This is a genomic window from Xylanibacter caecicola (assembly GCF_013166515.1).
Lineage (GTDB): Bacteria > Bacteroidota > Bacteroidia > Bacteroidales > Bacteroidaceae > Prevotella > Prevotella caecicola.
The window spans coordinates 140,936-161,237 of sequence record NZ_JABKKJ010000005.1 but is presented as its reverse complement, the minus strand read 5'-3'; the positions used below and the strand labels follow the sequence as shown (position 1 = coordinate 161,237).

Here is a 20,302-nt window from a genome sequence, read left to right as displayed (position 1 = left end):
TATGAATAAGATGAAGTTAAGTTTAATATCGGTGTTGATAGCATTAAGTGGTGTTATGTTTGCCGGTGAGCCTTTTGGTGTTAATCTGGCTTGTGGCGACTTTGGTTCTGTATTCCCGGGCGAATATAACAAGCATTATACATATCCCACGGATACGGATCTTATATATTGGCAACAGAAAGGGTTGATGCTTGTACGTCTTCCTTTCCGCTGGGAACGGCTTCAGCATAATCCCAATGGACCTTTATGTCAGGATGACTTGTCTAAGGTAAAAGATTTTGTCAGGGCTGCTGAGAGGCGTGGAATGAAAGTATTGTTTGACATGCATAACTATTGTCGTCGTATAGATGATGGTCGTGAGAAGATTATAGGTACCTCTGATTTGTCTTATGAGAGTTACGGACAGTTCTGGCGCATGATGGCACAGGAGTTTAGCGATTTCGGAAACATCTATGGTTACGGATTGATGAATGAGCCTCATGACCTTCCGGCAAGTGTGTCATGGCATAAGATGGCTCAGGTGGCGATAGACTCTATCCGAAGCGTGGATACAAAGACCCCTATTGTAGTAGGTGGATATCATTGGAGCTCTGCGCGTCGCTGGGTACAGATGAGCGATAATCTCAAGACGCTGAATGACCCTTCGGAAAATCTTATATTTGAGGCTCACTGCTATTTTGACTTTGACGGTTCGGGTACTTATAAGTTTACATACGAGCAGGAAGAAGGTACTCCTAAACGTGGTGTGGAACTTGTTCGTCCTTTTGTGGAATGGCTTAACAAAAACAAACTTCGTGGCATAATAGGAGAATATGGTATACCCGAGGGTGATGAACGCTGGGAGAAGACATTGGATAATTTTCTTGCATATTTGCAGAAGAATGGCGTGCCTGCACTTTATTGGGCTTCAGGTCCATGGTGGACGGATGCTGTAATGACAATTCCGACATATCGTGGCGGTAAGGAGAAGCCTCAGGTGAAGATTATGCAGAAATATAAGGAGACAAAATAATAGGGAAACCGATAAACAGTCCGTATGCTTTGTTGATAGTTTATTCCGTATGATTAATAAGTTGTTTATCATATTTGCTATGTTCTTTACTTCTGCCGTTTATGCCGGTATACCGTTTACACACGGTAATCTTAAGGTTGACGGTAGTGGGAGATATCTTGAGCATGATGACGGTACACCTTTTTTATATATGGGTGATACAGCGTGGGAAATGCTCTCAAGGCTGACGTATGAAGATGCATGTGCTTATATGGACAACAGGGTAGGGAAAGGTATAAATGTTATACAGACTGTTCTTCTTTCCGAACTGGTAGGTGTCAGGGATACGACAGCTATAGGCGTCCCGCAATTAATAGACGGAGATGTCCGCAGACCCAATCCCTGTTATCTGGCACATGTTGATTCCGTTCTTGCATACGCAGAACGTATAGGGCTGTATCTTGCAATATTGCCTACATGGGGTGATAAGGTTGATAAGCAATGGGGCAACGGTCCGGAGATCTTTGACGAGCATAATGCCGAGACGTATGGTAAACTGTTGGGTAACAGATGGGCTTCACGTCCTAATATTATATGGATAATAGGGGGTGACCGTGGAGGAGACGGCAAGAACCGTGCAATATGGAATGCAATGGCAAGAGGCATAAAGTCTGTTGATAAGATACATCTTATGACGTATCATCCGCATGGAGAGCATTCGTCTTCCATGTGGTTTCATAATGAAGACTGGCTCGACTTCAATATGATACAGACCGGTCATTGCCAAGGTAGGTATGATATATATCGCCGTATGATGTTGAATGACATGTCTCTGAGACCTGTAAAGCCCGTTATGGACGGTGAGCCGCGTTATGAAGATATACCGCGCAATTTTAAGTTGGAAGACGGCAGGTTTGCGGCAATAGACGTAAGGCATACATTATATCAGAGCATGCTTACGGGGGCATGTGGATATACTTACGGTAATAACAATCTCTGGCAGATGTATGCCCCCGGGCGGGAACCTAAATGCAATGCACAAACCTATTGGTATAATGCCATGGACATGGAGGCTGAATGCCAGCTTATACATTTTGTGAGGCTTTGGAATGAGATTCCTTTCAGGGGCGGTACTAACATTCCTTGTTGTGCAACCCCGACAGATGAATACGCCTCGGATGAGGCTGTAGGGTTTATGACAGAAGATTATATGTTGTGCTATTTCCCCGGAGGGAACAAATGGAACATGAAGATACCCGATAAGTTTGCTTCTTGCTATACGATAGAGTGGATGAATCCCCGTACCGGACAGCGTATAGTTAAAGGCAAGTCCGGAGGATGTGAACTTGACATAAATCTGCCTGAGGGCGGCAATAATGACTGGCTTTTGATATTGAAAAAAGAAAAATAATATTAATACCATTATGAAGTTAAAGAATATAAAGGAACTTACACGTGACTATGAGGAACTTATAACCCGTCATAATGAGGTGGGAACCAGTGTTAATGGCATTTATTGCCGTTATAAGAACCCGGTGCTTACAGCAGAGCATGCCCCGTTGATTTGGCGGTATGACATGAGTGAAAATGATAATCCCCTGTGTGAGGAGCGCATAGGAATAAATGCAGTAATGAACTCCGGTGCAATAAAACTGGATGGTAAGTATTACCTTATGGCGCGCGTTGAAGGTGCTGACCGTAAGTCTTTTTTTGCCATTGCAGAGAGTGATAGTCCCACAGAAGGTTTCCGCTTTTGGGATTATCCTGTTTTGATGCCTGAAACACCGGGTACAATAGATACGAATATGTATGATGCCAGATTGACCAAGCACGAGGACGGATACATCTATGCCGTGTTCTGTGCCGAGCGTAAAGACCCGTGTGCCGAGCCGGGCGATCTTTCTTCAGCGGTGGCTGCAGCGGCAATAGCGAGGACAAAAGACCTGAAGACATGGGAACGTCTTGATGATGTAAAGACAGATACACAACAGCGTAACGTAGTTCTTCATCCTGAATTTGTCGATGGCAAGTATGTACTTTACACACGACCGCAGGATGGCTTTATCGATACCGGTAATGGTGGCGGAATAGGCTGGGCGCTTATTGATGATATATGTCATGCCGAAATACGTGATGAAAAGATTATCAATGTGCGTGAGTATCATACGATAAAAGAAGTAAAGAACGGTGAAGGTCCTCATCCTATAAAGACTTCACGTGGCTGGCTGCATCTTGCCCATGGCGTGCGTGGTTGTGCGGCAGGGTTGCGCTATGTGCTCTATCTTTATGTTACGTCTTTGGAAAATCCGGCTCATGTAATAGCAGAGCCTGCAGGATATTTTATGGCTCCTGTCGGTGAGGAGCGTATCGGCGATGTAAGCAATGTGCTTTTTTCCAATGGCTGGATTGAAGATAATGGTAAAGTCTTTATATATTACGCATCGAGTGACACGCGTCTACATGTAGCAGAGTCTACTGTTGAGCGACTTCTGGACTACTGTTTCAATACGCCTTCCGACGGGCTTCGCTCGATAGAGTCTGTAAAAGCTATCTACAATCTTGTTGATAAGAACAGGAAGTGCAAGGTTAAATTATAGTTTATGGCTAAGTTAAGAGAGAAAATAGGATATGGGCTTGGCGATATGTCATCGTCAATGTTCTGGAAAATATTCAGCTATTACCTTCCGATATTTTACAGTGATGTCTTCGGGCTTAGCCTTGGAGCGACGGCGGTGCTGATGCTTGTGACACGTATATGGGATACTGTCTCGGATCCGATGATGGGCATTATAGCCGACCGTATCGATACAAGGTGGGGTAAGTATCGTCCTTGGCTGTTGTGGATGGCTTTGCCGTTTGTATTGGCAGGTTGTCTGTTGTTTACCACTCCGCAGTGGGACGAAACATGGCGTCTTGTCTGGGCTTATGTCACATATATCCTTATGATGACCGTATATACGGCTATCAATGTGCCTTATGGCTCGATGCTCGGTGTGGTTACGGATAATTCCGATGAGAAAACAGTGTTTTCCAGTTTCCGTATGTTCTTTGCTTATGCCGGCTCTTTCGTAGCTGTTTTTGCATGGGAACCGTTGGTTAAGTTCTTTACCGATTTATGCGGTGGCGAAACTCCGCTCATTGCATTGCAGAACGGATGGCAATATGCCATGTTCGTTATTGCGACGGTTACGTTTATACTTTTCCTCCTTTGTTTCCGCATGACGCGTGAGAATGTACGCCCGTCCAAAACCGGTTCTGTCTGGGACGACCTGAAGGCTCTTGCTTCAAATTCTCCGTGGTGGTTGCTTACGTCTGCAGCTCTTTGCACCAATCTTTTTAATACGCTTCGCGGTTCTGTTGCTGCATATTACTTTAAATATTATATAGGAGAGACGGCACAGATAGACTTGGGCTTTGTGTCTTTTCTGTTCTTTGCGGGTATATTCCTTGCCGTAGGTGAAGTGTGCAATATGATAGGTGTTGTACTTGCCGTTCCGATGTCACTTCGTTTGGGCAAGAGAAAGACGTTTATTGTTTCTGCGGCGTTGCTGGCACTCTTGTCTGTAGCATTCTTTTATGTTCCGATGACCAATAACGGTTTTCTGATGATACTTTTCTTGCAGGTGCTCATAAGCATACTTACCGGTGTCGTATCGCCGCTTGTATGGTCTATGTATGCCGATGTCGCCGACTACTCGGCAAAAAAACACGGAACATCATCCACCGGTTTGATATTCTCCTCCGGTTCCATGGCTCAGAAGTTCGGCGGTGCAGTAGCCGGTGCGGCAGTTCTGTGGATATTGGCGGCTTTCGGTCTTGTACCTAATGCTGCCCGGCAAAGCGACACAGCCATGCTTGGCATACGTCTTGTAATGAGCTACATACCTGCTGCCGTGGCTGTTCTTGAAATCGTTATTCTTCTGGCTTACCCGTTGGGAAAGAAGCCGTAAACAGGTAACAGATGTTTGGAATGAGAATATTTGCATTATATCTTAGAACTTTACTGACGGTGCTTGCCGTTGTGTTTTCGCTTACTTTATATGCGGAAGTGGACAATCTGCGTTGTGAGTATATGAAAAATCCGGTAGGCGTGGATGCGGTTCATCCGCGTCTCAGTTGGACTTTGCCGGAACTTAAGGGCAAGATACGTGTCATAATTTCAGAAGACAGTCTTGCCATATCGGAATTCAGATATGGACGCACGTCAGACCGTTCGGGACATATACGTGTATATGATCTTGCTCCTGCGACGCAGGAGTTTTCCGTTACAGGAATGAAACTGGAACCTGCCCGTAGATATTACTGGCGTGTGTTTGCAGGAAAGCATGGCTCGGCTGTTGCAAGTTTCGTTACAAATCTGCCTCTCGGCAGTGCGCGTTGGATTACCGACGGCAACGATGTCGCTTACCGTCCCTTGGCTTTATATCGTCATACTGTGAACGTAGCCAAACCGGTGAGGGAAGCTTTCATTACCATTGCCTCTGCCGGTCTGCACGAGATTATGTTGAATGGCGCGAAAGTCGGTGACCATTGTCTTGACCCTATGTTCACACGTTTCGACCGTCGTGTTCTTTCCGTTATGCACGATGTTACCGGACTTCTCCGTGAGGGCTGCAACGTTGTAACGGTTGAGCTTGGCAACGGATGGTACAATCACCAGTCTACGGCAGTGTGGTTCTTCCATGAGGCATCGTGGCGCAACCGTCCGCGATTTGCCGCAAACCTGCTCATACGATATATGGACGGCACCGAGGAGAATGTCGTGACGGATGCCAGTTGGCAGACGGCTGAAAGCAGCACGGTCTTTTCAAGTATATATACTGCAGAACATTATGATGCCCGAATAGTTCGGAGCGAGTCGTCATGGCATAGTGTTAAGGAGGTTGATTCTCCAACGCGTATCGTTTCTTCTCAGGTTATGCACCCTATAAGGCGTACGGCTGTTTTCAGGGCTGATAAGATAGACCGACTGTCCGATACCCTTGCCGTTTATCATTTTCCAAAGAATATGGCAGGTGTTACGCGGCTTCGTGTACGTGGTCCGCGCGGTGCGGTGGTTAGGCTTAAGCATGGTGAGATGCTTTATGCCGACGGAAGGGTAAATCTGGGGAATATAGATTATCATTATCGTCCGACAGACGACAGCGACCCGTTTCAGACAGACATTGTTACGCTTAGCGGAGGTGATGACGAGTTTGCCGCACGGTTCGGGTATAAAGGCTTCCAGTATGTAGAGGTAAGTTCTTCCGTACCATTGGAACTTACAGCGGAGAGTCTTGTGGCTGAGGAAATGCACAGCGATGTGCCACGCACGGGATATTGGCATTCATCGTCGGAATATCTTAATAAACTTCTTGAAGCTACGGAGAATTCTTATCTCTGTAATCTTTTCGGTTATCCTACCGACTGCCCTCAACGTGAAAAGAACGGATGGACGGCAGATGCCTATCTTGCACTTGAGACAGGAATGGCATATTATGACGTTGTGACCATCTATGAGAAGTGGATGGCAGATTTCCGCGACGAGCAGCGCCCTGACGGTACGTTGTCCTGCATAGTGCCTACGGACAAATGGGGATATGACTGGGCTAACGGCGTTGACTGGACAAGTGCTACGGTTATCATACCATGGCAGATTTACTGCTGGTATGGCGACAGACAAATTCTTGAACGTCACTACGACTGCATGGACAGGTATGTACGCCATATAGAGACCGTTGCCAAGGAAAACCTGACAGACTGGGGACTTGGCGACTGGATACCCGTAAAGACAAAGAGCGACTTATGCTATACCACGTCCGTATACTATTATGTAGATGCGGTTATAATGTCCAAGATTGCAAGGCTTCTTGGAAAGTCCGGCGATGCCGCTCATTATTCACGTCTGGCGGATGACATACGCTCGGCTATAAACCTCCGTTTCCTCAATCCGGAAAACGGATTGTATGCAGGCGGTACGCAGACTGAACTGTCCATGGCTTTGTATTGGGATGTCGTTCCGGATGAGTTTCGTGCCAAAACGGCATCACGCCTTAACGAGCGTGTTGTTGCAGACGGTTTCCATCTTGATGTAGGCGTGCACGGATGCAAGGCTCTGCTGGGAGCCTTGTCCGACAACGGATATGCTGATACGGCATACAAGGTCGTATGCCAGAAGACGTATCCTTCGTGGGGATATTGGATAAGCCGGGGCGCCACTACGCTGCATGAGAACTGGAAAACAGATGTTATAATAGACAATTCGCTCAATCACATAATGTTCGGAGAGGTAGGTGCATGGCTGTTCAAGTCGCTGGCAGGCATAACCCCCGATGAGACGGTGCCGGGATTCAGGCTCGTCAATCTTCGTCCTTACTTTCCGTCGGGGCTCGACAGTCTCAATGTGAGCCGTGAGACATCCTACGGCAGGCTTGAGACATCCTGGAAGCGTGACGGCGGCGTGATAATATATACTGTAAATGTACCTGCTGCAATGACGGCAAAACTATTATTGCCCGATGGCAGGAGATATATAATAAGAGGTGAAAGTAAAACATTTAAGATAAAATCAAAATGACAAAGAGAATAAGAATAATGCTGCTGCTTTTGGTTGCCGTGCTTCCGGCAGCGGCTCAACTGAGGCTTCCGGCGATAATGTCCGACCACATGGTCATACAGCGTAACGAGAAAATATGCTTTTGGGGCTGGGCGGACAAGGGCGCCAAGATTACTGTTTCCATTGCCGGGAACACTGCCTCTGTCAAGGCGGGCAGGGACGGGCGATGGAGTGTCGAACTGCCGCCGCTTCCGGCAGGCGGACCACATACGGTGACCGTGAAGACAAAGAAAGAGACATTGACCTTGAACGATATTCTTGTGGGCGAGGTCTGGATATGCAGCGGACAGTCGAATATGGAGTTCAGGATGAGGTCCATAAACAATGCCGATGAGGAAATACGTACTGCAAACAACGCCAACATCCGTTCGTTCGACGTACAGAAAGACATGGCACGCTTTCCGAAGGACGACCTTAAGGGAGACTGGAAAATCTGCTCTCCGCAGACCGCCGGCAATTTTTCCGCCGTCGGATATCTTTTCTGTCGCGAGATTGCAGAACGTCTCAATGTCCCTGTGGGACTGATAAACACGTCGTGGGGCGGCACCGACATAGAAAGCTGGATGAGCATGGAGGCGATAGATGCCTTTCCTAAATACAAGCGCCTTATGACAAGGCTCCGTTCCGAGGAGCTTGAAGCTTATCTCGCCCGTGGCAAGGAGGTAGAAGCAGCCTTTCTGAAGGCAATAGCCGAAGAGCCGGGCGAAAAGGAGCAGTGGTATCTCCCGTCGTATTCCAAGGAAGACTGGAAACCTCTGCGCGTTCCGGGACTGTGGACCGACGATGCCTTGTCGGGTGTGGACGGCGTGGTGTGGACCACGGTTGAGTTCACCGTGCCCGAGGCGCTTGCCGGACAGCAGGCCGTGCTCAGTCTTGGGATGATAGATGATGACGACGTTACATGGATAAACGGCACGAAGGTAGGTTCTACCGTAGGCTACGACATAAAGCGCCGCTACGTGGTGCCCGCAGGCGTGCTGAAAGGCGGCAAGAACGAGCTTACGGTGAAGATCGTGGACAATCATGCCGGCGGCGGATGCTACGGCTCGAGCGATCTGTTCTTCCTGCAGGTGGGACAGGAGCGCCTGTCGATACTCGGCGACGGGTGGAAATACAAGATAGCCGTGGACAACGAGGCGTTCGAGTATGTGGAGGACGGACCTAACGCCTTCCCTTCACGCCTGTTCAATGCCATGGTGGCGCCTATAGCCGGCTATCCGGCGCGCGGCTTCGTATGGTATCAGGGCGAGAACAATGCGCCGAGGGCAGAAGAGTATTACCGTCTGTTCCCCGCGATGATAAACGACTGGCGCAAACACTGGAACCGTGGCGACATGCCGTTCTACTGGGTTCAGCTTGCCAACTACATGCCTGCCGACGACCATCCTGCTGCAAGCAACTGGGCGGTGCTGCGCGATGCGCAGAACTCCGCACGCAGTCTTCCGCACACCGGACAGGCGGTGACGATAGACGTAGGCGATGCAAACGACATACATCCGCGCGACAAGCAGACGGTGGGACACCGCCTTGCGCGTCTTGCCCTTCACAACGACTACGGAATGGCGGACGTATACTGCGAGAGTCCGCAGGCGCTCAAGGCCGTGAGGAAAGGAAACGACGTGCTCGTGACTTTCGGCAACGTGGCGGGAGGGCTTAAGGCAAAGAGCCGTTACGGATATGTATGCGGATTTGCGGTTGCGGGAGCCGACGGCAAGTACCGCTGGGTTAAGGCGGTGGTGTCAGGAACCGACGGCGTGCTGCTCGATTGCAGCGGTATGGACGCGCCGAAGTCCGTGCGTTATGCCTGGGCGGACAATCCCGACGACGCCAACTTGTATAACAGTGCCGGGCTGCCCGCCGTGCCGTTCGAGAAAGCCGTTGAGGAGTGAGCGGAATGCACGGACAGCAGAAAAGCATTAAGTAAAGGATAAAGCAATGAAGCCATATAAGTTTGAGCCGTATCTCAAGACGACAATCTGGGGCGGCTACCGCATAGCGCCGTTCAAGGGTATATACACCGCGCAGCCCAACATAGGGGAGTCGTGGGAGATATCCGGCGTGCCCGGGCACGAGAGCGTTGCCGTGGAGCGCGGTCTGATAAACGACGTGGACGTGGGGCTGAACCTCACGCAACTTATCGAGAAGTACAAGGGGCTGCTTGTGGGCGAGAAGGTATACAGAAAGTACGGCGGCAAGTTTCCGCTGCTTGTGAAGTTCATCGACTCGCGGCAAGACCTCTCCGTGCAGGTTCATCCCGACGACAAGCTCGCCATGGAGCGTCACGGCTGTGCCGGGAAGACAGAGATGTGGTATGTGATAAAGAGCGACGTCGGCGCGAAGATATACGCCGGACTGAAGGAGAGCATAACGCCCGAAGACTACGAGCGGATGGCGACGGCGGAGCCTGTGGGCGGGCGCTCGCCGATGCAGGATGTCATAGCGACGCACGAGGCGCATCAGGGCGACCTTTTCTTTCTTCCTGCCGGGCGCCTGCATGCCATAGGCGCCGGCAACTTCCTTGCGGAGATACAGCAGACGAGCGATATAACGTATCGTGTGTACGATTTCGGAAGGAAAGACGCCCACGGCAATCCGCGCGAGCTGCACATAGCCGAGGCGAAGGATGCCATCGATTATCAGGTATGGCCCGAGTACCGCACGTCGTACGACTCTACGAAGCCAACGTCGCAGCTCATAAACTGCCCGTACTTCAACGTCAACCGCGTGGTGGTGCAGGTGGCGGCGGAGATAGACTTCAAGGTCGACTCGTTCGTCGTCGTGGTGTGCCTGTGGGGCGAGGCTAACATCAACGGCGTGCGTGTGCGCCGCGGTGAGACGCTGCTCGTGCCGGCTTGCGAGAATGTTTTATATATATTCGGTAACGCGACGTTCCTCACAGCGACCATGTGAGGGATGTCCGGAAAAAACAAATGTTTATGAAAAGAATGATTTGCGGCGCCGCGATGTCGCTGCTTTTGTGGCAGAGCATCGCCGCGCAGCACGGGCTTATCGACAATGCCGTGAGAAATCTTCCGCTGCTGGCTCCGGCGGGCACGGAGATACACTATCAGGGGAGCATAGACAAGACAGGCGGAAACGCCGACTGGGACTGGTATCTGTATGAAGACGCCAATCGCGAGTGGGTGGTGCTCGACGTGGACGGTCCCGGCTGTATCCAAAACCTTACGCAGCACCGCTATCTCACGTGCAGCGACCCACTGTTCCGCTTCTATCTCGACGGCAGCAGCGAGGCGCAGTATGAAGTGAGGTTGTCTGAGCTTGGGACGAAGTTCCCTTTCTGCCGTCCGCTTGCCGACAGCTACATAGGTCCTTACGACAACGGGCGCGGACCCATACGCGTGGCGCGCAGCTTCGTTCCCCTTCAGTTCAACAAGGGCTGCAAGGTGACTACCGACGTGCGCCTTTTCGGCAACGACCGCATGCGCGGCGAGAGCGGCTGGGGGCACATCGTGTATCACACGTACGCCTCTCCGCAGGCAGATACGCTTGCCGTATATAAAGAGAGCCTCGAGAACGCGAGGCAGCTGAAAAGCCGCGGGCTTGTCGTGGGCGCGGATGAAAGGGCGGACACCGTCACCGTGCCGCGCACCGACCTGCAACCGGGCGGCACGTGCCTGCTGGCGCGCGTGGACGGGGGCGGCGTGCTCTCGGCGGTGCGCCTCTTTGCCGACAGGGCAGACGCCGAGGCCCTGCAGACGGTGTGGGTGGAGATAACGTTCGACGGGCACGACGCGCCCGACGTGCTATGTCCCATCGGAGCGTTCTTCGGCAATTCCTTCGGCTACAACTCCACGGAGTATCTGCTTATGGGCGTTGCAGAGGGCGGCATGATGTACAACACGTTCCCTATGCCGTTCTGGCAGGGAGCGTCGCTGAGCCTGCACAATCGCGGACGACGTCCGTTTGCGCTTGCCGGCGGTGCGGTGGTGACATCGGCGAACGGCTATGACAGGGCTTCGGCGGGCTATTTCCGCAATACACCTTATTATATACGTCGCCACGTGGAAGGAGAGGACAGCCGCATAGGCACCGCGACGGGCAGCGGAAAGATGGTTGCCGCACACGTCACCTGCTGGGCGGAGCGCCCGAACGTGATAAGCTGCGAGGGCGACGTGCATGTGTACATCGACGACGAGCGGACGCCCCGTGTGCAGAGCGACGGTTCGGAGAGTTTCGTGTCCTACGGCTGGGGCTTTCCCACGCCGCCCGAGACGCATCCCTTCGGCGGATACGACGGGCTGGCGGACAATCCGTGGTCGATGACGCGCCTGTGCATACTCGACAGCTATCCCTTCGACAGGAACATCAGCTTCAACATAGAGAGCGGCGAGCGCAATGACCAGTATCTGGAGCACGCCGGCACGATATTCTACTACGGTCAGGACGCGCCGCGCGCCGTTCTCACCGACTCGCTACTGACGGCGGACAGCCGCTCGCGCCGCCGCCACTCGTGCCGCGTGTCGGGTCCTCACGCCGTGGAGACCGCCACGTCGGTCTACGAGGGCACATATAACAATGTGAAGCTCACGCGCAGCTTCGTCTCCTACGGCGAAGGTTCCGAACTCTCGTTCGGCGTGCGCATAAATCCCGACAACGACGGCGTGCGCCTGCTCCGCACGAGCAACCAGAGGGCGGCGCGCCAGCTGGCAGAGGTGTACGTGGACGGCAGCAGGGTGGAGGAGCGCAACTGGTATCATGCCGACGGCAATCCGCACATGCAGTGGCTCGACGACAGCTTTGTGATTCCGGCGCGTTATACCCGCGGCAAGAGCAGCGTGAAGATACGCATCGTGCCCAAGGCGGCGGGTGCGGCGGTGGCATGGACGGACTCTGCATACCGTGTATATTCGCTGCGCGCAGGTGGCGGCGGCGAATGACGGGACTTTCCACGTAGAGTGTCACAATGACGGATTTTCCCCGTTTTTGCTTTCACCGTGATTTTCCGTAACCTCTCATTTTCGCGTTCTTTTCGCGAGCGTGTACAGGTGGCGGGGAAAACGCCCTAAAATACGTGTGCAGCCGTAACGTGCATTATATCCGTGCGTTACGGTTGCACACCGTGCTTTTGTGCATCGCAATGGAGCGTCTTTTCGCACCGTATATGGCGTCTTTGGGCGCAAAACGGTGCTTTTTTTGCTGTAAAAGGAGCGTTTTTCCATCTTTGAAGAGCGTTTTTTCATTATAAAAGGTACATTTTTCCGCGCAAAACGGTGCTCGGGAGGATTTTCCGGATGCTCCGCAAGAATTTTTGAACGTGCCGGGCGGAATTTTTGAACGTGCCGGAGAAAAATTTGGAATATGCCGGAGAAAATTTTGGAATATGCCGGAGAAAAATTTGGAATATGCCGGAGAAAAAAATCTCACGTTCGATAGAAAAAAATCTCACGTTCGATAGAAAAAAATCTCACGTTCGATGGAAAAAAATCTCACGTTCGATAGAAAAGAATCTAACGTTCGATAGAAAAGAATCTAACGTTCGATAGAAAAAAATCTCACGTTCGATGGAAAAAATCTCACGTTCGATAGAAAAGAATCTAACGTTCGATAGAAAAGAATCTAACGTTCGATGGAAAAAAATCTCACGTGCGATAGAAAAGAATTGAACGTGCGATTTTTCCGCACGGCGCCTCCGTATGTTCAAAAAGCGCCTCCGCAGGCACGCAAAGCGCGTCCGCAGCACTCTCCGGGCGCTCTGTTTCGCACAAAACGACGGGAGTTTTTATTCTGACACATTGTCACGATTTCCGCCCGAAAGCTCTCACCGTGATTTTCCGCGGCGCATGCGGACGCAGAAACAGCATCTTACGCGAGTTCGGGATAACGGACATCCGAACATATCCTCGAGAGTAGGGACACATTCTTGTATCTGTCCGCACGCATCGAAGAGGCGTTCAGATTAGGAATTAACGCTTTCAAGGCAAAAGTTTTGTTCATTATTACTTTAATTCATGCAGATACAACAACGAACGCCTCTTCGATGCGTGCGGACAGATACAAGAATGTGTCCCTACTCTTTGGAGAAACTTGATAAAAACTATTGCTTCTTATCCCGAACTCACGCATCTTAATTTTCCACAACGTACAATAAAAGACGTAAAGCCGCGTTATACAGAAGTGTTTAGACATCTTTTTATTATAATATCGGCGCTTGCCGTCCTTGTCTGCATGCCGGCGAGGGCGCAGTATGACGTGGCTTTCAGCCATTACTGGGACATGGAGCCTTATTACAACCCCGCCGCCGTGGGAAAAGATACCAAGCTGAATGTAGTGGGGGCGTACGCCCTCGACTTTGCAGGCTTCGAGAACAATCCGCGCTCGATGTATCTCGGCGCAGACATGCCCCTCTACGCCCTCAAGGCGTATCACGGCGTGGGAGTGTCGCTGCTCAACGACCAGATAGGACTGTTCACCCACCAGCGCATGGCGTTGCAGTATGCCTACAGGCACCGCCTCTTCGGCGGTAGGATTGCCGCCGGCGTGCAGTTGGGCTTCATCAACGAGAAGTTCGACGGCTCGAAGGCAGATCTCGAGGACCCCAGCGACCCGGCGTTCACGCGCTCGGACATCAACGGAAACGCCCTTGACGTGGCGTTCGGACTATATTACACCCGCGGACCGTGGTATGTGGGCGTGTCGGCGCAGCACCTCAACGCACCGCTCGTGGAACTTGGCGAGACAAACGAGCTGCAGGTGGACCCCACGTATTATTTGACCGGAGGATACAATATAAAGCTCCGTAATCCGTTTCTAACAATACATCCCTCGGTGCTTGTGCGCACCGACGGGTCGGCATACAGGGCAGACGTGAGCACCCGCGTGGTCTATACCAACGAGAAGCGGATGATGTATGCCGGAGTATCCTACAGCCCCACCAACTCCGTGACCGTACTCATCGGCGGCAGGATTAAAGGCATACATCTGGGCTACAGCTACGAGATGTACACGTCAGCCATACAGCCGGGAAACGGCAGCCACGAACTGGTGGTGGGATACCAGACAACGCTAAACCTGTATAAAAAAGGAAAGAACAAACATAAAAGTGTGAGACTACTGTAAAAGATTATGAAGAGAAAAAGTATCATAGCCCTTTGCATCGCCGCCACGGCGCTGCTCTCCGCGTGCTTCGGCGGTCGCATGTCGTCGACGGCAGGCAGGGGAGGCGAGGTGGTAGGCGTCGGCGGAGGCAAAGGATTCACCGAGCCGACACCATTCGGCATGACCATGATAAAAAGAGGCTTCCTTAAAATGGGAATAGACAAGCAGGACAGCCTGTGGGGCAAGCAGACACCGGTGAGAGAAATATCCGTGGACGGCTTCTGGATGGACGACACCGAGGTGACGAACTCCGAGTACAAGCAATTCGTCTTCTGGGTGCGCGACTCCATACTCCGCACGCGCCTTGCCGACCCCTCGTACGGCGGAGACGAGACATACATGATAACCGAAGACAAGAACGGAGACCCCGTGACGCCGCACCTCAACTGGAAAAAGCCCCTCCCGCGCAAGCCCAACGAGGACGAGCAGCGCGCTTTCGAGAGCCTCTACACCGTAAACCCCGTCACCGGCGAGAAGATGCTCGACGCCGCGCAGATGAACTACCGCTATGAAGTCTACGACTACACCGCCGCAGCACTGCGCCGCAACCGTCTGAACCCCGCCGAGCGCAACCTCAACACCGACATCGAGGTGAACCCCGACGAGGTGGTGATGATATCCAAAGACACCGCATACATCGACGACGAGGGACGCATCGTCCGCGAGACGATTGACCGACCGTTGAGCGGACCGTGGGACTTCCTCAACACGTACATCGTGAACATCTATCCCGACACGACGTGCTGGGTGAACGATTTCCGCAATTCCGACAACGAGACATACATGCGACTGTACTTCAGCAGCCCGACATACAACAACTATCCCGTCGTGGGCGTAACCTGGGAACAGGCAAACGCTTTCTGCGCATGGCGCACCGACTACCTGCTTAAGGGGCTCGGACGCGAGGCGCGCTACATGCAGCGCTACCGCCTGCCCACAGAGGCCGAATGGGAGTACGCCGCACGTGGCAAGGACGGCACCGAGTTCCCGTGGGACAACGCTGACGTGAAGAACGACCGCGGATGCTTCTACGCCAACTTCAAACCCGACCGCGGCAACTATACCCAGGACGGAAACCTCATCACCAGCAGCGTGGGAATATTCTCGGCAAACTCTAACGGACTGTACGACATGGCAGGAAACGTGGCAGAGTGGACCAGCACCATATACACCGAAGCCGGAGTGGAGGCGATGAACGACCTCAACCCGCAGCTCTCCTACAACGCCGCAAAGGAAGACCCGTATAAAATGAAGAAGAAGAGCGTGCGCGGAGGCTCGTGGAAAGACCCCGAGTCGTACATCCGCTCGGCATGGCGCACCTGGGAATACCAGAACCAGCCCCGCTCGTACATAGGCTTCCGCTGTGTAAGAAGCATGGCGAGCACAAGCAGTACTAAACAGAAACCAAGCAAGAAAAGAAAATGACAGAATACAGCAGATACAACGTTGTCTACCGCCTGCAGAAATGGCTCGACAGCGTGCCCGGGCAGACTTTCCTCAACTACGCATACAGTTGGGGAGCATCAATCGTGATCCTCGGAACATTGTTCAAACTCACTCACCTGCCGGGAGCGAACCTCATGCTCTATCTCGGTATGGGTACGGAGGTGATAGTGTTCTTCATCTCGGCGTTCGACCGTCCCTTCGACAAGACGGCGATAGGCAAGGATATACCTACACATGTGGGCGAGGACGAAGAGGAAGAGCTTGAAACGGAAGAGGAGACGGCGGAAGACATGCAGGAACAGCTCCCCGGAATGGCAGCCGCAGGATTTGTACAAGGCGGAAACATCGTCTTCGGCGGTCAGACGGCAGCATCTGCCGACGGTACGGTTATTCCAGCCGACGCCGCATCGTGGCTTGCCGCACAGCAACAGCAGGCACCCGAGATGGAAGAGGCGACAAGCAATTATGTCGACGAGCTTCGCAAGCTGACGGACATGCTCGCCAAGGTATCGGAGCAGAGCGCACGCCTCACACGCGACTCGGAGGAAATGGAAAACCTCAACCGCACGCTCACCGGAATATGCAAGGTCTACGAGATGCAGCTTAAGAGCGCAAGCTCGCAGATAGGCACCATCGACGAGATAAACGAGCAGTCGCGCAAGATGGCGGCACAGATAGAGCAGCTCAACGGCATTTACGCACGCATGATAGAGGCGATGACCGTAAACATGAGGGCTGCCGCACCAATAAAAGAATAGAACTTAAGAACGTATGGCTATAAAGAAAAGACCGGTTTCCCCGCGCCAGAAGATGATCAACCTCATGTACGTCGTCCTCATGGCGATGCTTGCGCTGAACGTCTCCACCGAGGTGCTCGACGGATTCTCCATCGTTGAAGAGAGCCTGAGGCGCACCACGGCGAACTCTACAAAGGAAAACCGCTCCATATACGACGGCTTTGAAGCACAGATGAAGTCAAATCCCGAGAAAGTTCGCGCATGGTTCGCCAAGGCTACCGAGGTGAAGAGCACGAGCGACTCGCTATACGACTTCGTACAGCAGTTAAAAGTCGAAATCGTCATGGAGGCGGACGGGGCACACGGCGACATAGACAACATAAAGCGGAAAGACGACCTTGAAGCGGCAAGCCAGGTGATGCTTGCACCCGGAACGGGCAAGGGCAAGACCCTTTACAACATGATAAACTCTTTCCGCAACCGCATACTTTCCATGATTACCGACGAGCATCAGCGCTCCGTGATAAGCAGCAACCTCACCACGGAACTGCCAAAGAACGCCGTTACCATGGGAAAGAACTGGCAGGAATACATGTTCGAGGATATGCCCGTGGCTGCTGCAGTGACATTGCTGTCCAAACTACAGAGCGACATACGCTATGCCGAGGGAGAAGTGTTGCACACTCTCGTGTCGAACATTGACATGAAGGACATCCGCGTCAACAAGCTCAGTGCATTCGTCATACCGAACGCGCAGACCGTGGTGCGTGGCGACAAGTTCTCCGCACAGATTGTGATGGCTGCCGTGGACACCACGCAGACACCGCAGATATACATCGGTGGCAGACAGATGAATCTGAAGAACAACACATACGAGTTCATCGCAGGACGCACCGGCGACTTCAACCTTACGGGATATATCACCATGCAGAACGGCAGGGGCGACGTGATACGTCGCGACTTCTCGCAGAAGTATACGGTGGTTGACCCCAGTGCGACGGTTTCCGCCGACCTTATGAACGTGCTCTACGCAGGTTACAGCAACCCGATGAGCGTCAGCATTCCCGGCGTTCCGCTCAACAAAGTATCGGCGACGATGAGCGGCGGCACTCTGCAGCCCGTAGGACCGGGCAAATACATAGCGCGTCCGGCGGCGGTGGGCAAGGACGTCACCATTACAGTGTCGTCTTTACAGACCGGCAGTCCGAAGCAAATGGGACAGTTCACTTTCCACGTGCGCAAGCTTCCCGACCCGACGGCATACATCGCCCTTGGCGACAACCGCTTCCGCGGCGGTGGCATGGCTAAGGCATCGCTCATGTCGGCAGGCGGCATAAAGGCTGCGATAGACGACGGACTGCTTGATATAGAGTTCCGTGTGACCGGCTTTGAGACCGTGTTCTTCGACAATATGGGAAACGCCGTACCGATGGCATCTGCCGGAGCATCGTTCTCGCAAAGGCAGCGTGATGCCTTCCGTGGGCTGTCACGCAACAAGCGTTTCTATATAACGCGCATCTCAGCGGTGGGACCTGATGGCATCACGCGCAATCTGCCTGCATCGATGGAGGTCATCGTAAAATAGGTTTTGCGCTTGAACGGATAAGAAAAGATAACAAAGAAATAATACAGATATATGAAAAGAATATTGTTCATACTATTGGTGGCTTGCCTCGCCGAGACTCTCTCCGCCCAGCCGGCGGCACGCAGGAGGGAACAGCAGCAGAAAAAACAGACGTCTGCACAGACGCTGACCACGCGTGCGCAGATAGCTTTCCCCACGGCGGCGCCCATGTCCGAGGACGTTGTCTGGAGGCGCGACATCTACCGTGAACTGAACCTGAACGACGATGCCAACGCCGGACTTTACTATCCGGTAGAACCCGTCGGCTCGCAGATGAACCTGTTTACATATATATTCAGGCTGGTGATGCGCGGTGCCGTGAAGGCTTACGAGTATCGTTTGGACGGTAACGAGGTGTTCACCGACTCGGCAAGGGTCAAGCTTCTGGCTTTTCTCGACAACTATCATATCTTTTATGAGAGGGTCAACGGTCGTGTGCGCATCGACAACAGCGATATACCGTCGCGCGAGGTGAAGTCGTATTATATAAAGGAGAGCGCATATTACGACCAGGCAACATCTACGTTCCATACCAAGGTCGTTGCCCTTTGTCCGATAATGACGCGCGACGACGACTTCGGTGATGTCTCGCAGTCGTACCCGCTGTTTTGGATAAGGTATGACGACATAGCCCCGTATCTGAGCAAACAGATTATAATGACGAGCAATCTCAACAATGCCGCTACGATGAGCGTGGATGATTATTTCACGAAGAACATGTACAAGGGCAAGATATATAAGACCACAAACATGCTCGGAAAGACCTTGCGACAGTATTGTGAGACCGACTCTGCGCTTACCAAGGAGCAGAAGAGGATTGAAGGTGAGCTGGAAGCGTTCGAAAAGAACATTTGGGGCGACCAGGCGCGCAAGGATTCTCTCGACAGCATTGCCAAGGCAAACATCAACGTCAAGGGCAAGAAGGCGCGTACCAACAGAAACCGCCGTGCAGGCGGAACATCTTCGACTGTCAAGAAGAGTTCCGGAAAATCTTCGTCACGTGGAGGCGGCTCGTCTGCAGCAAGGGTGTCGGTGAGAAGACAGAGGCATTAATGGGGTTATCCCAAAGCCCTCGAAGGGCTTTGGGATAACTGAGAACTCTGAGGGCTCGGAGCTCTCAGAGACCTCGGAGCTCTCCGATAAGATAACAATAAATCAAAAAGATATGAGAAAAGTATTAAGCTTGGTATTTGCCGTTGCGATGATGTGCGTGGCAATGCCTTCAAATGCACAGGTAAAGCTTGGTGTAAAGGGCGGTCTTAACATCTCGGACATGTCTATAGACAAGAAAGTGTTCGACTCTTCAAACCAGACAGGATTCTTCATCGGTCCGACCCTTAAGGTGTCTCTTCCCCTTACAGGACTTGGAGTGGATATTGCGGCACTCTATGACCAGCGCTCTGCTAAGGTCAGTGCTGCCGAGGAGAACGACGGTAAGGAGACGCTGAAGCAGCAGGCAATAAACATTCCGATAAACTTGCGTTACGGTATAGGACTTGGAAGTCTGGCAAGTGTTTACTTCGCTGCCGGTCCGCAGTTCGGCTTCAACGTTGGCGACAAGGACAAGAAGATATTCGACGAGGCTACATGGCAGCTCAAGAAGTCCACTTTCAGCATAAATCTTGGTGCAGGTGTGTCACTTATAAAGCACATCGAAGTTGGTGCCAACTATAATATCGCCTGCGGAAAGACGGGTGAGGTTACGTTTACCGACGGCGTGAAGCATGTCATCAAGGGACGTAACAGTGCATGGCAGATTTATGCCGCATACTATTTCTGATAACATTCAGACA

Annotated in this window: 14 protein-coding genes; all 14 read left to right on the top strand. The window is 52.1% G+C overall.

The features are described from left to right. Position 1: 1 nt before the first annotated feature. The 14 genes from HPS54_RS05055 to HPS54_RS04990 all read left to right on the top strand — a co-directional run bounded on the left by HPS54_RS05055 (position 2) and on the right by HPS54_RS04990 (position 20,289). Positions 2 to 1,012, top strand: coding sequence for a glycoside hydrolase family 5 protein (locus HPS54_RS05055; RefSeq protein WP_172344377.1), 1,011 nt, complete (start codon positions 2 to 4; stop codon positions 1,010 to 1,012). A gap of 49 nt (positions 1,013 to 1,061) precedes the next feature. Next, positions 1,062 to 2,402 carry a glycoside hydrolase family 140 protein gene (locus HPS54_RS05050; protein WP_172344376.1) on the top strand — a complete coding sequence of 447 codons (1,341 nt, stop codon included), beginning with the start codon at positions 1,062 to 1,064 and terminating at the stop codon, positions 2,400 to 2,402. 13 nt (positions 2,403 to 2,415) lie between these two features. Then, a complete protein-coding gene (locus HPS54_RS05045; RefSeq protein ID WP_172344375.1) occupies positions 2,416 to 3,588 on the top strand; it encodes a glycoside hydrolase family 130 protein in 1,173 nt (390 codons plus the stop codon). A 3-nt stretch (positions 3,589 to 3,591) separates the two neighbouring features. After that, positions 3,592 to 4,941 (top strand): MFS transporter, encoded by a 1,350-nt coding sequence (locus tag HPS54_RS05040; protein ID WP_172344374.1) that lies wholly within the window; start codon positions 3,592 to 3,594, stop codon positions 4,939 to 4,941. A 20-nt stretch (positions 4,942 to 4,961) separates the two neighbouring features. Further along, on the top strand, positions 4,962 to 7,547 hold the full coding sequence (locus HPS54_RS05035; RefSeq protein ID WP_172344373.1) for an alpha-L-rhamnosidase: 2,586 nt from the start codon (positions 4,962 to 4,964) through the stop codon (positions 7,545 to 7,547). After that, the gene (locus HPS54_RS05030) at positions 7,544 to 9,475 is read left to right on the top strand and encodes a sialate O-acetylesterase (RefSeq protein ID WP_172344372.1); all 1,932 of its coding nucleotides are present in this window, start codon (positions 7,544 to 7,546) and stop codon (positions 9,473 to 9,475) included. The genes HPS54_RS05035 and HPS54_RS05030 overlap by 4 nt, the downstream gene beginning before the upstream one ends. A 46-nt stretch (positions 9,476 to 9,521) precedes the next feature. Then, positions 9,522 to 10,496, top strand: a complete 975-nt coding sequence (locus HPS54_RS05025) for a type I phosphomannose isomerase catalytic subunit (protein ID WP_172344371.1) — start codon at positions 9,522 to 9,524, stop codon at positions 10,494 to 10,496. A gap of 26 nt (positions 10,497 to 10,522) precedes the next feature. After that, positions 10,523 to 12,484, top strand: a complete 1,962-nt coding sequence (locus HPS54_RS05020; RefSeq protein WP_172344370.1) for a DUF2961 domain-containing protein — start codon at positions 10,523 to 10,525, stop codon at positions 12,482 to 12,484. A 1,237-nt stretch (positions 12,485 to 13,721) separates the two neighbouring features. Continuing rightward, positions 13,722 to 14,663, top strand: coding sequence for a PorP/SprF family type IX secretion system membrane protein (locus HPS54_RS05015; RefSeq protein ID WP_172344369.1), 942 nt, complete (start codon positions 13,722 to 13,724; stop codon positions 14,661 to 14,663). 6 nt (positions 14,664 to 14,669) lie between these two features. Then, positions 14,670 to 16,127 (top strand): T9SS ring complex lipoprotein PorK/GldK, encoded by a 1,458-nt coding sequence (gene porK, locus HPS54_RS05010; protein WP_216653035.1) that lies wholly within the window; start codon positions 14,670 to 14,672, stop codon positions 16,125 to 16,127. Beyond that, positions 16,124 to 16,906: a type IX secretion system motor protein PorL/GldL gene (gene porL, locus HPS54_RS05005; protein WP_172344368.1), complete on the top strand. Its 783-nt coding sequence runs from the start codon at positions 16,124 to 16,126 to the stop codon at positions 16,904 to 16,906. Before porK ends, porL begins: the two co-directional genes overlap by 4 nt. 13 nt (positions 16,907 to 16,919) lie before the next feature. Continuing rightward, positions 16,920 to 18,470: a type IX secretion system motor protein PorM/GldM gene (gene porM / locus HPS54_RS05000; RefSeq protein ID WP_172344367.1), complete on the top strand. Its 1,551-nt coding sequence runs from the start codon at positions 16,920 to 16,922 to the stop codon at positions 18,468 to 18,470. A 51-nt stretch (positions 18,471 to 18,521) separates the two neighbouring features. After that, a complete protein-coding gene (gene porN, locus HPS54_RS04995) occupies positions 18,522 to 19,562 on the top strand; it encodes a type IX secretion system ring subunit PorN/GldN (RefSeq protein ID WP_172344366.1) in 1,041 nt (346 codons plus the stop codon). A gap of 112 nt (positions 19,563 to 19,674) precedes the next feature. Continuing rightward, entirely contained in the window at positions 19,675 to 20,289 is a 615-nt protein-coding gene (locus HPS54_RS04990) for a porin family protein (protein WP_172344365.1), read from the top strand. Positions 20,290 to 20,302: the final 13 nt, after the last annotated feature.

What these genes read in the sequence shown, in the direction of transcription:
- HPS54_RS05055 (WP_172344377.1), top strand. Translation starts at nt 2, where the DNA reads ATGAATAAGATGAAGTTAAGTTTAATATCGGTGTTGATAGCATTAAGT.
- HPS54_RS05050 (WP_172344376.1), top strand. Translation starts at nt 1,062, where the DNA reads ATGATTAATAAGTTGTTTATCATATTTGCTATGTTCTTTACTTCTGCC.
- HPS54_RS05045 (WP_172344375.1), top strand. Translation starts at nt 2,416, where the DNA reads ATGAAGTTAAAGAATATAAAGGAACTTACACGTGACTATGAGGAACTT.
- HPS54_RS05040 (WP_172344374.1), top strand. Translation starts at nt 3,592, where the DNA reads ATGGCTAAGTTAAGAGAGAAAATAGGATATGGGCTTGGCGATATGTCA.
- HPS54_RS05035 (WP_172344373.1), top strand. Translation starts at nt 4,962, where the DNA reads ATGAGAATATTTGCATTATATCTTAGAACTTTACTGACGGTGCTTGCC.
- HPS54_RS05030 (WP_172344372.1), top strand. Translation starts at nt 7,544, where the DNA reads ATGACAAAGAGAATAAGAATAATGCTGCTGCTTTTGGTTGCCGTGCTT.
- HPS54_RS05025 (WP_172344371.1), top strand. Translation starts at nt 9,522, where the DNA reads ATGAAGCCATATAAGTTTGAGCCGTATCTCAAGACGACAATCTGGGGC.
- HPS54_RS05020 (WP_172344370.1), top strand. Translation starts at nt 10,523, where the DNA reads ATGAAAAGAATGATTTGCGGCGCCGCGATGTCGCTGCTTTTGTGGCAG.
- porK (WP_216653035.1), top strand. Translation starts at nt 14,670, where the DNA reads ATGAAGAGAAAAAGTATCATAGCCCTTTGCATCGCCGCCACGGCGCTG.
- porL (WP_172344368.1), top strand. Translation starts at nt 16,124, where the DNA reads ATGACAGAATACAGCAGATACAACGTTGTCTACCGCCTGCAGAAATGG.
- porM (WP_172344367.1), top strand. Translation starts at nt 16,920, where the DNA reads ATGGCTATAAAGAAAAGACCGGTTTCCCCGCGCCAGAAGATGATCAAC.
- porN (WP_172344366.1), top strand. Translation starts at nt 18,522, where the DNA reads ATGAAAAGAATATTGTTCATACTATTGGTGGCTTGCCTCGCCGAGACT.
- HPS54_RS04990 (WP_172344365.1), top strand. Translation starts at nt 19,675, where the DNA reads ATGAGAAAAGTATTAAGCTTGGTATTTGCCGTTGCGATGATGTGCGTG.